The 13,010-nt window shown below is 69.1% G+C and carries 11 protein-coding genes and 1 riboswitch; of the genes, 6 read left to right on the forward strand and 5 right to left on the reverse strand.

The window, feature by feature from the left end; all coding sequences use genetic code 11:
* Positions 1-46: 46 nt before the first annotated feature.
* The 4 genes from ACFWRO_RS35540 to ACFWRO_RS35555 all read right to left on the reverse strand — a co-directional run bounded on the left by ACFWRO_RS35540 (position 47) and on the right by ACFWRO_RS35555 (position 4,821).
* The gene (locus ACFWRO_RS35540; protein WP_384518330.1) at positions 47-1,576 is read right to left on the reverse strand and encodes a glycoside hydrolase family 3 protein; all 1,530 of its coding nucleotides are present in this window, start codon (positions 1,574-1,576) and stop codon (positions 47-49) included.
* A 9-nt stretch (positions 1,577-1,585) separates the two neighbouring features.
* Positions 1,586-2,473 (reverse strand): carbohydrate ABC transporter permease, encoded by an 888-nt coding sequence (locus ACFWRO_RS35545; protein WP_384518333.1) that lies wholly within the window; start codon positions 2,471-2,473, stop codon positions 1,586-1,588.
* Positions 2,470-3,462, reverse strand: coding sequence for a carbohydrate ABC transporter permease (locus tag ACFWRO_RS35550; protein ID WP_384518338.1), 993 nt, complete (start codon positions 3,460-3,462; stop codon positions 2,470-2,472). The genes ACFWRO_RS35545 and ACFWRO_RS35550 overlap by 4 nt, the downstream gene beginning before the upstream one ends.
* Before the next feature lie 78 nt (positions 3,463-3,540).
* On the reverse strand, positions 3,541-4,821 hold the full coding sequence (locus ACFWRO_RS35555; protein ID WP_384518341.1) for an extracellular solute-binding protein: 1,281 nt from the start codon (positions 4,819-4,821) through the stop codon (positions 3,541-3,543).
* Between the two features lie 283 nt (positions 4,822-5,104).
* On the opposite strand from ACFWRO_RS35555, the gene ACFWRO_RS35560 reads away from it, so the two are divergent.
* From ACFWRO_RS35560 to ACFWRO_RS35585, 6 genes are all read left to right on the forward strand, one after another.
* The gene (locus ACFWRO_RS35560; RefSeq protein ID WP_362011472.1) at positions 5,105-5,869 is read left to right on the forward strand and encodes a GntR family transcriptional regulator; all 765 of its coding nucleotides are present in this window, start codon (positions 5,105-5,107) and stop codon (positions 5,867-5,869) included.
* A 114-nt stretch (positions 5,870-5,983) separates the two neighbouring features.
* On the forward strand, positions 5,984-6,250 hold the full coding sequence (locus ACFWRO_RS35565; protein WP_384518344.1) for a DUF3311 domain-containing protein: 267 nt from the start codon (positions 5,984-5,986) through the stop codon (positions 6,248-6,250).
* Positions 6,247-7,872 (forward strand): monocarboxylate uptake permease MctP, encoded by a 1,626-nt coding sequence (gene mctP, locus ACFWRO_RS35570; RefSeq protein ID WP_384518347.1) that lies wholly within the window; start codon positions 6,247-6,249, stop codon positions 7,870-7,872. Before ACFWRO_RS35565 ends, mctP begins: the two co-directional genes overlap by 4 nt.
* 87 nt (positions 7,873-7,959) lie before the next feature.
* A complete protein-coding gene (locus ACFWRO_RS35575) occupies positions 7,960-8,463 on the forward strand; it encodes a GNAT family N-acetyltransferase (protein ID WP_384518350.1) in 504 nt (167 codons plus the stop codon).
* Positions 8,464-8,529: 66 nt separating this feature from the next.
* Positions 8,530-8,672, forward strand: a riboswitch (cobalamin riboswitch).
* 125 nt (positions 8,673-8,797) lie between these two features.
* Positions 8,798-11,176: a ribonucleoside-diphosphate reductase subunit alpha gene (locus tag ACFWRO_RS35580; protein WP_384518352.1), complete on the forward strand. Its 2,379-nt coding sequence runs from the start codon at positions 8,798-8,800 to the stop codon at positions 11,174-11,176.
* The gene (locus ACFWRO_RS35585; RefSeq protein WP_384518355.1) at positions 11,176-12,186 is read left to right on the forward strand and encodes a ribonucleotide-diphosphate reductase subunit beta; all 1,011 of its coding nucleotides are present in this window, start codon (positions 11,176-11,178) and stop codon (positions 12,184-12,186) included. The genes ACFWRO_RS35580 and ACFWRO_RS35585 overlap by 1 nt, the downstream gene beginning before the upstream one ends.
* A 115-nt stretch (positions 12,187-12,301) precedes the next feature.
* Here the strand turns inward: ACFWRO_RS35585 and def are convergent, their stop codons facing one another.
* The gene (gene def, locus ACFWRO_RS35590; RefSeq protein WP_384518358.1) at positions 12,302-12,931 is read right to left on the reverse strand and encodes a peptide deformylase; all 630 of its coding nucleotides are present in this window, start codon (positions 12,929-12,931) and stop codon (positions 12,302-12,304) included.
* Positions 12,932-13,010 lie beyond the last annotated feature (79 nt).

The raw sequence follows: 13,010 nt of genomic DNA on the forward strand, positions 1-13,010 counted from the left end.
GGTTCAGGTGCCGGGCCCCTCTCACGTACAGGCCTCCGTACAGGCCTCAGGTCACATCCCGGACCCCGGCGATCGCCTCCGCCGCCGCGCGGCCGCAGACGCGGGCCGCGCCGTGCGTGGCGATGTGCAGGGCGCCGCGGGGCGGAGCCTGGTTCAGGCCCATCTCCACCACGACGGTGTCCGGGCGGGCCGCGAGCAGGGCGTCGAGGGCCTCGGTCATCCACGGGTGCCGGTGGGCGTCCCGGACGACCGCGACGATCCGCCGCTCCTTCGCCGCGGCGAGCACGGCGTCCACCGTCGGCTCGTCGAACGCGCCGGTCTCGGTGCCCGGAAGCAGCCGCGCCAGCTCGGCCGCGACGCCCCAGGGCGTCTCGTCACCCACGGCGATGTTGGCGACCGGGGTGAAGGCGGCGACGTACGGAGCGTCGGTCACGGGCGTGTAGGGCAGCTCCCCCGGGGTGAGCGTCACGGCCCTGCGGGCGGCGACGAGCCCGATCTCGGTGCCGGGCGCGGTCCCCTCCTGCACTGCCGCGCCCGGCCCCGATTCAGCCCCCCTGGCCCGGTGCGCCTGGGTCCAGGCCGCCAGGGCGCGTACACGCGCCGCGGCGTCGGCCAGCCGCTCCTCGGGCAGTTCACCGGTCCGTACCGCTTCGACCAGCGCGTCGCGCAGCCGCAGTACGGTGTCCTCGTCGGCCAGCCCGCCGCCGACGCAGATGGCGTCGGCGCCCGCGGCGATCGCGAGGACGGATCCGCGCTCGATGCCGTACGTCGACGCGATGGCCTGCATCTCCATGCCATCGGTGACGATCAGCCCCTCGAAGCCCAGCTCCTGACGGAGCAGACCGGTCAGGATCTGCGGGCTCAGGGTCGCCGGGCGCTCGGGGTCGAGCGCGGAGAGCAGGATATGCGCGCTCATGACCGCTTTGGTACCCGCCGCGATGGCGGCGCGGAAAGGTACCAGCTCACGGGCGTGCAGTGTGGTGAGGTCCACATCGATCCGGGGCAGCGCGTGGTGCGAGTCCACGTTGGTGTCGCCGTGTCCGGGGAAGTGCTTGGTGCAGGCGGCGACACCGACGGCCTGCAGGCCCTCGACGTACGCCACGGTGTGCCGGGCGACCAGGTCGGGGCCGGCGCCGAAGGAGCGGACGCCGATGACCGGGTTGTCGGCGTTGGAGTTCACGTCGGCCGACGGCGCCCAGTTGAGGTCGACCCCGCAGGCGGCGAGCCGGCGGCCGAGCTCGGCGGCGACGGACCGGGTGAGGTCGACGTCGTCGACCGCGCCGAGGGCGTAGTTGCCGGGGAAGGAGGAGCCGTGCCGGACCTCCAGGCGGGTGACGTCGCCGCCCTCCTCGTCGATGGCGACGAGGACGTCGTCCCGCTCGGCCCGCAGCTGGGCGGTGAGCGCGGCGAGCTGCTCGGGGGAGGCGATGTTCCGGCCGAACAGGCCGACGGAGGAGAGGCCCTCACCGATCCTGCGGAGCAGCCAGTCGGGCGCGGTCGTGCCGACGAAGCCCGGCTGCAGGACCGTGAGCGCGTCACGGGTCAGGGTGTCCGAGGCGCTTACGAGTGTGGTCATGAGGCGGCGTTATCCCTTCACCGCGCCGGCCGTCAGGCCCGCGGCCATCTTGCGCTGGACGAGGAGGAAGAGGATCACGATGGGGACGGCCATCATGGTGGAGCCCGCCATCATCGGGGCGTACTCGGTGCCGTTCTTCGTGATGAAGTTGCCGAGCCAGACGGTGGCCGTCTGGTTCTGCTGGCTCATCAGCATCAGCGCGTAGAGGTACTCGTTCCACGCCTGGATGAAGCCGTAGACGGAGGTGGCGACCATGCCGGGGGCGAGCAGCGGGAAGACGACCCGGATGAACGCGCCGGTGCGGGTGCAGCCGTCGACCATGGCCGCCTCCTCCAGCTCCTTCGGGATGTTGACGATGAATCCGCGCAGCGTCCACACCGTGAAGGGCAGGATGAAGGTCAGGTACGTGATGATCAGGCCGCTGATCTTGTCGTACTGGCCCAGGTCGTTGAGCATCAGGAAGACCGGGATGATCATCGCGACGAGCGGGACCATCTGGACGGCGAGGATGCCGACGATGACGATCTTCCGGCCGCGGAAGGCGAACCGGGAGATGGCGAGCGCCGCCAGCATGCCGACGATGATGCCGATGACGACGACCACCGAGGAGACGATGAGGCTGCGGGTGACCGGGCCCCAGAAGTCCGCGATCTCCAGGGCACGCTTGAAGTTCTCCAGCGTGAACACGGAGGGGAAGAAGTGCGGGTTCGGGTCGATGGCGTCCTTGGCCGGCTTGAAGGCCGTGTTGACCATCCAGTAGACCGGGAAGCCGATCGTGACGAAGACGAGGAGCCCGATGAGGTTCCAGCCGAGCTTGGTCTTGCGGCGCCGGGTGACGGGGCGCGGGGCGGCGGGTGCCTTCGTGGCGACGGCGGGAGCAGCGGTGTCCGTGGTCACTCCACTTCTCCGATCTTGAGCATCTGCCGCATGTACACGGCGACCACGCCGAGCAGCAGGACGACGGTGACGAGCGCGATCGCGGAGCCGGTGCCGTAGTCGTTGACGACGAAGGCCTTGTCGAACGAGTACGTGGTGAGCAGCTGGAACTCCGCCTCGGGGTGGCCGTTGCGCATCACGTAGACCTGCGGGAAGACGCCCATGTCCCAGATGACCGAGAGCGTCGTCAGCATGACGATGATCGGCTTGAGGATGGGCAGGGTGACGAAGCGGAAGACGCCCCAGGCTCCGGCGCCGTCGAGGCGGGCGGCCTCCTCCAGCTCCTTGGGGACCTGGGTCAGACCGGCGCTCAGGGTGATGACGACGAAGGGCACGGCGCCCCAGACCACGAGCAGCATGATGACGGCGAGGCCCTGCGGGCCGCTGGCGAACCAGTTGTGGCCGATCATGTCGACGCCGGGGATCCTGCTGAGCAGCCAGTTGAGGACGCCGTAGTCGGCGTCGAAGAGCCACTTGAAGATGGCGGTGGCGACGATGATGGGCATGCCCCAGCTCGCCACGAGCGCGATGTTGATGAGCATCTTGACCCAGCCGGAGACCCGCTGGAGCAGCAGGGCTATCAGCATGCCGATGACCATCGTGGCGATCACGGCGCCGCCCGCGAAGATCACGGTGCGCAGGACGACGGCCCAGAACTCGGCGTCACCGAGGATCTTGGTGAAGTTGTCGAGGCCGGCCCACTCGGCCTCCTGGAAGCCCCAGAGCTGGGGCTGTCCGAAGACCTGGAAGGAGAGGGTGACCAGGCGCACGAGCGGGTAGCCGAGCACCAGGAACAGGACGAGCAGGCAGGGCGCGAGCAGCAGCCATGGGATCCCACCCCCGCCCGCGGTCGGCTTCTTCCCCGGCTTCGGGGTACCGGCTCCGGAGCCGGATGGTGGCGATTGCCGCACCGGCGGCACCTTCGCGGTGGTTGTGTCTGCGGCACTCATCCCGTGCTCCTCAACGATCCCTCTCGTGGTACGGGAAGCAGGGCCCCGTCATCGTGGTGACGGGGCCCTGCCCATAGGTCACTTGGTGTTGATGACCTTGTCGATCGCGGCGTCCGCGTCCTTCGCGGCGGCGTCGACCGACTTCTTGCCGTTGGCGATCTCGATGAGCATCGTCTTGAGGATCTGGGCCTTCTCGACCTGGCCCCAGCCCGGAGCGGTCGGCACGAACCAGCTGGACTCGGCGGCGGTGGCCGCGACCGTGGTGGCCGGGTCGGCCTTCAGCGGGGCGAGGTCCGCCTTGTTGTTGGGCAGGTTGCCCTTGGCGACGAGGCCCTTCTGGCCCTCGGCGCCGGTGAAGGCGGCGATCCACTCGGCCGCGACGCCCTGCGCCTTGGACTTGACCGGGATGGCCAGGTCCGAGCCGCCGAGGAAGACCGGGAGGTTCTTGCCGGACGGGCCGGGCATCACGAAGTTCTCGAGCTTGTCCTTCAGCCCGCCGACCTTGTCGCTCTCCGGGGCGGCCGCGGTGGCGCCCTCCCAGCCGGCGGCGAAGATCGTGGCGGAGTTGCCCTGGCCGAAGACGACCGGGCGGTCGGACTCGTCCTTGGTCTTGTCGCCGTGCATGTACTTGTCGACGATGTTCTTGTACTCGTTGAGGCCCTTGACGGACTCCGGCGAGGACAGGTTCGCCTTCCAGCTGTCGCCCTCCTGCTTGGCGATGGAGCCGCCGGCCTCGTAGACGAAGGACATCGCGGCGTACCAGTCCGGCGACGGCTGGTACCAGGCGCTGAACTTGTCGCCCTTCTTCTTCTGGATGGCGTCGAGCGCGGCGGTCAGCTCGGCCCAGGTCTTCGGGGCGGCCTTGACGCCCGCCTCGGCGGCGATGTCCTTGCGCCAGGTGCCCACGCGGCCACCGGCGTAGTAGGGGACGCCGTAGGTCTTGCCGTTGTAGGTGACCGAGTCCTTGAGGGCGTCGAGCCACTTGTCCGAGTTCTCGAACTTCGAGGCGTCGACCTCGGCGAAGGCACCCTTGGCCATGTAGCTGATCATCTCGGAGTTGCCCATTTCGACAACGTCCGGGGCCTTGTCCGTGGCGAGCACCGCGTCGAGCTTGGTGTTCTTGTCCGGCCAGCCGTAGTACTCGTGGTTGATCTTGATGCCCGGGTGCTTCTTCGTCACCGCGTCATCGGCGGCCTTGACCAGCTCGGGCCAGTTGTTCTGGGCGTCGACCGTCAGCCAGACGGTCAGCTCCTTGGCGTCTCCGCCGGCGTTGTCCCCGCTCTTGTCGGTACCGCCGCATGCCGCGACGCCGACCATGATGCCCGCGACGCCGATCGCCGCGATGAGCTTGCGCTTCACGCCACCCTCCTCAGGGATGCCTGCAACCCCCCCACCGCGCGAAGACATACGTCGAGTAGTGCTCGTGGGGCTGGGACCTGGTCTTTAATGGTTTAGACCAGTACCCGGAGCTTGGCCTAGACCTTTAGGGGTGTCAAGGGTGTATAAGAAGGGCAGTCGCGTCCGTTATCGGACCGACACCTGAGGGAGGGCGACGACCCGTGACCGGTCCGTGCCACCATGTGAGCCGCGACAGACGGAGGAGCCGGTGACGGCAGCAGCACAGCAGTCGGGAAGGCAGGCCATGGCCACGGACGCGGGCAGCACGGACAAAGAGGGCGGCGTCGCCACCCGCACCGCGCGCGTACCCAAGTACTACCGGCTGAAGCGGCACTTGCTCGACATGACCGAAACCCTGCCCCCCGGCACCCCGGTCCCGCCCGAGCGCACCCTGGCCGCCGAGTTCGACACCTCGCGCACCACCGTGCGCCAGGCCCTCCAGGAACTGGTCGTCGAGGGCCGGCTCGAACGCATCCAGGGCAAGGGCACGTTCGTCGCCAAGCCCAAGGTCTCCCAGGCGCTCCAGCTCACCTCCTACACCGAGGACATGCGCGCCCAGGGCCTGGAGCCCACCTCGCAGCTGCTCGACATCGGGTACGTCACGGCCGACGACACGCTGGCCGGGCTGCTCGACATCTCCCCCGGCGGGCGCGTCCTGCGGATCGAGCGGCTGCGGCTCGCGAGCGGCGAGCCGATGGCGATCGAGACCACGCACCTTTCGGCCAAGCGCTTCCCCGCGCTGCGCCGTTCGCTGGTGAAGTACACCTCGCTCTACACCGCGCTCGCCGAGGTGTACGACGTGCACCTCGCCGAGGCCGAGGAGACCATCGAGACCTCGCTCGCCACGCCGCGCGAGGCCGGCCTGCTCGGTACGGACGTGGGCCTGCCGATGCTGATGCTCTCCCGCCACTCGCTGGACGCCCAGGGCGAGCCGGTCGAATGGGTGCGTTCGGTGTACCGCGGCGACCGATACAAGTTCGTTGCCAGGCTCAAGCGCCCCAACGGCTGACAAAAGGCCGCACACCCACCGTCCGCTATCCGGACAGGGGTTCCATACCGCGAAACCGTCCCCTAGATTTCCTGCGCATTACAACAGGTGATCAGCGAGGGGACGGTCCGCCGTATGTCCGAAGAGACGTCGGAAGAGCCACAGGGCAAACCACCAACCGTCACGCCCCTAAGGGTCGTCGTGGCGCTCTGCCTGTTCGCCCCCTTCGTGGCGATGCTCTGGGTGAGTTCGTACGCGAAGGTCGAGCCGACGTTCATCGGCATCCCGTTCTTCTACTGGTACCAGATGGCGTGGGTCGTCATCTCGACCGCGCTGACGATGATCGCGTACGTGCTCTGGCAGCGTGACCAGCGCGCCCGGAAGGCAGGTGCGTCGCGATGAACGACGGCGTGAACGGCGTCGCACTCGCCGTCTTCATCTTCTTCTTCCTGGCCGTCACGGTCATGGGCTTCCTGGCCTCGCGCTGGCGCAGGGCCGCGAACGAGAACAGCCTCGACGAATGGGGCCTCGGCGGCCGGTCGTTCGGCACCTGGGTCACCTGGTTCCTGCTCGGCGGCGACCTCTACACCGCGTACACCTTCGTCGCGGTCCCCGCGGCGATCTACGCGGCGGGCGCGGCCGGCTTCTTCGCCGTGCCGTACACGATCCTGGTCTACCCGCTGATCTTCACCTTCCTGCCCCGCCTCTGGTCGGTGTCGCACAAGCACGGGTACGTCACCACCTCGGACTTCGTCCGCGGCCGCTTCGGCTCCAAGGGCCTGTCCCTCGCGGTGGCCCTCACCGGCATCCTCGCGACGATGCCGTACATCGCGCTCCAGCTGGTCGGCATCCAGGCCGTCCTGGACGTGATGGGCGTCGGCGGCGGCGAGAACACGCACTGGTTCATCAAGGACCTGCCGCTGCTCATCGCCTTCGGTGTCCTCGCGGCGTACACGTACTCCTCGGGCCTGCGCGCCCCGGCGCTCATCGCCTTCGTCAAGGACACGCTGATCTACATCGTCATCGCGGTGGCGATCATCTACATCCCGATCAAGCTGGGCGGCTTCGACGAGATCTTCGCCAAGGCCGGCGAGGCGTACGCGACGATCAACCCGGCGACCGACAAGCCGCGTGGCGCGCTCGTGCCCGGCGAGATGGGTCAGTGGGGCTACGCGACGCTCGCGCTCGGCTCGGCGCTCGCGCTCTTCATGTACCCGCACTCGATCACGGCGACGCTCTCCTCGCGCAGCCGTGACGTGATCCGCCGCAACACCACGATCCTTCCGCTGTACTCGCTGATGCTGGGCCTGCTCGCGCTGCTCGGCTTCATGGCGATCGCCGCCGGGGTCAAGGTCTCCAACGGCCAGCTGGCGATCCCGCAGCTGTTCGAGAACATGTTCCCGGACTGGTTCGCGGGTGTGGCCTTCGCCGCCATCGGCATCGGCGCGCTCGTACCGGCCGCGATCATGTCGATCGCCGCCGCCAACCTCTTCACCCGCAACATCTACAAGGACTTCCTGAAGCCGGACGCCACGCCGGCGCAGGAGACCAAGGTGTCCAAGCTGGTGTCGCTGCTGGTCAAGGTCGGCGCGCTGGCCTTCGTCCTCACCATGGACAAGACGGTCGCGATCAACTTCCAGCTGCTCGGCGGCATCTGGATCCTGCAGACCCTCCCGGCCCTGGTCGGCGGTCTCTTCACCCGCTGGTTCCACCGCTGGGCGCTGCTCGCCGGCTGGGCCGTCGGCATGGTCTACGGCACGGCCGCGGCGTACGGCGTGGCCAGCCCGACCCAGAAGCACTTCGGCGGCTCGTCCGCCGAGATCCCGGGGATCGGCGAGATCGGCTACATCGGCCTCACCGCCTTCGTGCTCAACGTCATCGTCACCGTCGTCCTCACCTTCGTCCTGAAGGCCGTCAAGGCGCCGGAGGGCGTGGACGAGACCTCGCCGTCGGACTACACGGCGGACGCGGGCGACAAGGGCGTCTCGACCGAGCTGCCGAAGGTCGGCGTGAGCTCGCACTGACGCCGTAACGGCACCACGTGAGGGCCCGGGGTTTCCGAGCGGAAATCCCCGGGCCCTTCGCCGTGCCCCTCGGGCAGACTGCGGGCCATGGACATCACGATCAGGGCGGTACGGCCCGAGGAGTACGAGACGCTCGGCGAGATCACCGCCCGCGCCTTCCTCGACGACGGACACCTCGACTTCGGCGAGGACGACGACTACCTGCACGTCCTGCGCGACGTGGCCCGGCGCGACGCCGAGGCCGAGGTCCTGGTCGCGGCGGACCGCTCGGGGCGGCTGCTCGGCGGGGTGACCTTCACCCCCGGAGACCGGCCGTGGGCCGACCTCGCCGGGGCGGGCGAGGCGGAGTTCCGGATGCTCGCGGTCGCGAAGGCGGCGCGCGGCCGAGGGGTCGGCGAGGCGCTCGTCCGGGCCTGTGTCGAGCGGGCGCGGACCCTGGAAGGGTGCGTACGGGTCCGGCTCTCCACGCAGCGCGGCATGTCCGGCGCGCACCGGATCTACGAGCGGATGGGTTTCGTCCGCACTCCGGAACGCGACTGGAAGCCGATCCCGGACATGGAGCCGCTGCTCACGTACGCCCTGGAGCTGTGACCCCCGGGTATTCCCTGATTCCCGAACGAATTCGGGGGCGACACAACATGTGGGGGGTGCCAAGAGCGGCGCCCCCCACATGTATGCTCGTGCTCGCTGTCGTCGCAGGGGAATCCGGTGCGAATCCGGAACTGTCCCGCAACGGTGTGCTTTTGACGGCTTCGTCCGTCCGGTCAGTCCGAAGACCTGCCGACAGCGCACCCGGTCCTTCCGTTCCGGGTGTCACAGACGTCTGGGCCTCGCGGAGTGGGCCGTGGCGCGGTTCTCCCCTGCCTTCGGGGAGCCGCCGCCCGCCTCCCGCGCCGGCCCCGAGCCGAGCGAGGGAGAGCCCCACGTGACCATCGCGCCCGCCGATCCGGCCGCAGCGATCGAGAGCGACGGCAACGAGAGCGACGGACCCGGGACCGTGCTCCTGCGGACCCTGACCGACCTCACCGCCGACCTCACGGACACCGACCCCGGCAAGGTCGCCGCCGCCGCTCTGCGGGGCCGCAACGCCGGCTCGGACGAGGCGGAGCTGCGCGAGCTGGCCACCGAGGCGGCCGCGGGTCTCATCGCCGAGGACCCGGCCTACTCCCGGCTCGCGGCCCGGCTGCTGACCATCACGATCGCGGACGAGGCGGCCTCCCAGGGCTCGGTCTGCTTCTCCGCCTCCGTCGCCGTCGGTCACCACGAGGGCCTGATCGCCGACCGCACCGCCGACTTCGTCAAGCTGCACGCCGACCGTCTCGACGCGCTCATCGACGGTAAGGCGGACGACCGCTTCGGCTACTTCGGTCTGCGCACCCTCTACTCCCGCTACCTGCTGCGCCACCCGATCACCCGCCAGGTGATCGAGACCCCGCAGCACTTCATGCTGCGCGTCGCCTGCGGCCTCGCCGAGGACGACTCCACCCGCGCGCTCGACGAGGTCGCCGCGCTCTACCGGCTGATGAGCCGGCTCGACTACCTGCCGTCCTCCCCCACGCTCTTCAACTCCGGCACCCGTCACCCGCAGATGTCGTCCTGCTACCTCCTCGACTCCCCGCTGGACGAGCTGGACTCCATCTACGACCGGTACCACCAGGTCGCGCGCCTCTCGAAGCACGCGGGCGGCATCGGCCTGTCGTACTCCCGCATCCGTGCCCGCGGTTCGCTGATCCGCGGCACCAACGGGCACTCCAACGGCATCGTGCCGTTCCTGAAGACCCTGGACGCCTCCGTGGCGGCCGTGAACCAGGGAGGCCGGCGCAAGGGCGCGGCCGCGGTCTACCTGGAGACCTGGCACGCGGACATCGAGGAGTTCCTTGAGCTGCGCGACAACACCGGTGAGGACGCCCGGCGTACGCACAACCTGAACCTCGCGCACTGGATCCCGGACGAGTTCATGCGCCGGGTCAACGCGGACGCCGAGTGGTCGCTGTTCTCCCCGGCGGACGTGCCCGAGCTGGTCGACCTGTGGGGCGAGGAGTTCGACGCCGCGTACCGCGCCGCCGAGGCGAAGGGGCTTGCCCGCAAGACCATGCCGGCCCGTGACCTGTACGGCCGGATGATGCGGACCCTGGCCCAGACCGGCAACGGCTGGATGACCTTCAAGGACGCCTCGAACCGTACGGCCAACCAGACCGCCGAGCCCGGCCACACGGTCCACTCCTCGAACCTCTGCACGGAGATCCTCGAGGTCACGGACGACGGGGAGACGGCCGTGTGCAACCTCGGCTCCGTCAACCTGGGTGCGTTCGTCGTCGGTTCGGACATCGACTGGGAGCGGCTCGACGAGACCGTCCGTACGGCCGTCACCTTCCTCGACCGGGTCGTGGACATCAACTTCTACCCGACCGAGCAGGCCGGCCGCTCCAACGCCCGCTGGCGCCCGGTGGGCCTGGGCGCGATGGGCCTCCAGGACGTCTTCTTCCAGCTGAAGCTGCCGTTCGACTCCCCCGAGGCGCGGGCGCTCTCCACCCGGATCGCCGAGCGGATCATGCTCGCCGCGTACGAGGCCTCCGCCGACCTCGCCGAGCGCAACGGCCCGGTCCCGGCCTGGGACAAGACCCGCGCCGCGCGCGGTGTCCTGCACCCCGACCACTACGACGTCGAGCTCAACTGGCCCGAGCGCTGGGCCGCGCTGCGCGAGCGGATCGCGACCGTCGGCATGCGCAACAGCCTGCTGCTCGCCATCGCGCCGACGGCGACGATCGCCTCGATCGCGGGCGTGTACGAGTGCATCGAGCCGCAGGTCTCCAACCTGTTCAAGCGCGAGACGCTGTCGGGCGAGTTCCTCCAGGTCAACTCGTACCTGGTGCAGGAGCTCAAGCGGCTCGGCGTGTGGGACGCGCAGACCCGCGAGGCGCTGCGCGAGTCCAACGGCTCGGTGGCCGGCTTCACCTGGGTCCCGGCCGAGGTGCGCGACCTGTACCGGACGGCGTGGGAGATCCCGCAGCGCGGTCTGATCGACATGGCGGCGGCCCGCACGCCGTTCCTGGACCAGTCTCAGTCGCTGAACCTGTTCCTGGAGACGCCGACGATCGGCAAGCTGTCGTCGATGTACGCGTACGCCTGGAAGCAGGGCCTGAAGACGACGTACTACCTGCGCTCCCGCCCGGCGACCCGGATCGCCCGCGCCGCCCAGGCCGCCGCTCCGACCGCCGCCACCATCCCCGTCCAGCAGGCCGCCGACCCCGACGCCGTCGCCTGCTCCCTTGAGAACCCCGAGTCCTGCGAGGCCTGCCAGTAATGTCCGACAACAAGAACCTGCTCGACCCGGGCTTCGAACTGACGCTGCGTCCGATGCGCTACCCGGACTTCTACGAGCGCTACCGGGACGCGATCAAGAACACCTGGACGGTGGAGGAGGTCGACCTCCACTCGGACGTCGCCGACCTCGCCAAGCTGACGCCGGGCGAGCAGCACATGATCGGCCGCCTGGTCGCGTTCTTCGCGACGGGCGACTCGATCGTCTCGAACAACCTCGTGCTGACGCTCTACAAGCACATCAACTCCCCGGAGGCGCGCCTGTACCTGTCGCGTCAGCTGTTCGAGGAGGCCGTGCACGTCCAGTTCTATCTGACGCTGCTCGACACCTACCTGCCCGACCCGGACGACCGCGCGGCCGCCTTCGACGCGGTCGAGGAGATCCCCTCCATCCGCGAGAAGGCGCAGTTCTGCTTCAAGTGGATGGACTCGGTCGAGAAGATCGAGCGCCTGGAGACGGCCGCCGACCGCCGCCGCTTCCTGCTGAACCTGATCTGCTTCGCGGCGTGCATCGAGGGCCTGTTCTTCTACGGTGCCTTCGCCTACGTGTACTGGTTCCGGTCCCGCGGTCTGCTGCACGGTCTCGCGACCGGCACCAACTGGGTGTTCCGCGACGAGACGATGCACATGAACTTCGCCTTCGAGGTCGTGGACACCGTCCGCAAGGAGGAGCCGGAGCTCTTCGACGACGCGCTCCAGCAGCAGGTCGTCGACATGCTGAAGGAGGCCGTGGAGGCGGAGCTGCAGTTCGGCCGCGACCTGTGCGGCGACGGCCTGCCGGGCATGAACACCGAGTCGATGCGCGAGTACCTCCAGTGCGTCGCCGACCAGCGTCTGGTCCGGCTCGGCTTCGCCCCGGTCTACGGCTCCGAGAACCCGTTCGCGTTCATGGAGCTCCAGGGCGTCCAGGAGCTGACGAACTTCTTCGAGCGCCGCCCGTCCGCCTACCAGGTGGCGGTCGAGGGCTCGGTGGACCTGGACGAGGACTTCTAGGTCCCACGCGTTCCAGGTACAGACGGGCGAAGGGCCCCGCTCCGGGGGAGGGGGCCCTTCGTCGTGTCCGAGGACGAGTACGTTTCCGGGGACCAGTACGTCTCCGGGGACGCGATCAGTCGTTCGGGACGGTCTCGTAGCGCGGGGTGCCCTCTTCCATCTGGCGCAGGGCGTCCTTGCGGTCCCGCTTGGAGAGCTTGTCGATGTACAGGAAGCCGTACAGGTGGTCCGTCTCGTGCTGGAGGCAGCGCGCGAAGTAGCCGGTGCCCTTGACCTTGATCGGGTTGCCCTGGGCGTCCCGGCCGTGCACCTCGGCGAAGTCCGGGCGGGCCAGCTCGGCGTACGCGGTCGGCACGGAGAGGCAGCCCTCGTTGGCCTCGTCCAGGACGCGCTGCTCGGCCGGCAGCTCCTGGAGCACCGGGTTGACGACGACGCCGGTGTGCCGGACGCCCTCGTCGTCGGGGCAGTCGTAGACGAAGACCTTGAGGTCGACACCGATCTGGTTCGCGGCCAGGCCCACGCCCTCGGCGGCCTTCTGGCTGGCGAACATGTCGTCGATCAGCGCGGCGAGCTTGTCGTCGAACTCGGTGACGTCCTTGCACTCCCGGTGCAGCACCGGGTTGCCCACGACGGTGATCGGGCGCGCCGTACCCCGCTCGCGGTACGCGAGCTCACGCGCCTCGCAGTCCTCCGTGTCCACGACGTAACCGTCGTTGATCTGCTCGTCAGTCTCCTGCTGCGCCATTCCGCCGCACGCCTTCCTCAGAACCCCAGTCACATGGTCCCGTACAGCCTAAGGGCAGGATCTGGGCGGAATCAGCAGA

It is taken from the genome of Streptomyces sp. NPDC058579, assembly GCF_042718575.1.
Taxonomy (GTDB): Bacteria; Actinomycetota; Actinomycetes; order Streptomycetales; family Streptomycetaceae; genus Streptomyces.

What these genes read in the sequence shown, in the direction of transcription:
- ACFWRO_RS35550 (WP_384518338.1), bottom strand. Translation starts at nt 3,462, where the DNA reads ATGAGTGCCGCAGACACAACCACCGCGAAGGTGCCGCCGGTGCGGCAA.
- ACFWRO_RS35540 (WP_384518330.1), bottom strand. Translation starts at nt 1,576, where the DNA reads ATGACCACACTCGTAAGCGCCTCGGACACCCTGACCCGTGACGCGCTC.
- ACFWRO_RS35575 (WP_384518350.1), top strand. Translation starts at nt 7,960, where the DNA reads ATGGACATCACGATCAGGGCGGTACGGCCCGAGGAGTACGAGACGCTC.
- ACFWRO_RS35585 (WP_384518355.1), top strand. Translation starts at nt 11,176, where the DNA reads ATGTCCGACAACAAGAACCTGCTCGACCCGGGCTTCGAACTGACGCTG.
- ACFWRO_RS35560 (WP_362011472.1), top strand. Translation starts at nt 5,105, where the DNA reads ATGGCCACGGACGCGGGCAGCACGGACAAAGAGGGCGGCGTCGCCACC.
- mctP (WP_384518347.1), top strand. Translation starts at nt 6,247, where the DNA reads ATGAACGACGGCGTGAACGGCGTCGCACTCGCCGTCTTCATCTTCTTC.
- ACFWRO_RS35565 (WP_384518344.1), top strand. Translation starts at nt 5,984, where the DNA reads ATGTCCGAAGAGACGTCGGAAGAGCCACAGGGCAAACCACCAACCGTC.
- def (WP_384518358.1), bottom strand. Translation starts at nt 12,931, where the DNA reads ATGGCGCAGCAGGAGACTGACGAGCAGATCAACGACGGTTACGTCGTG.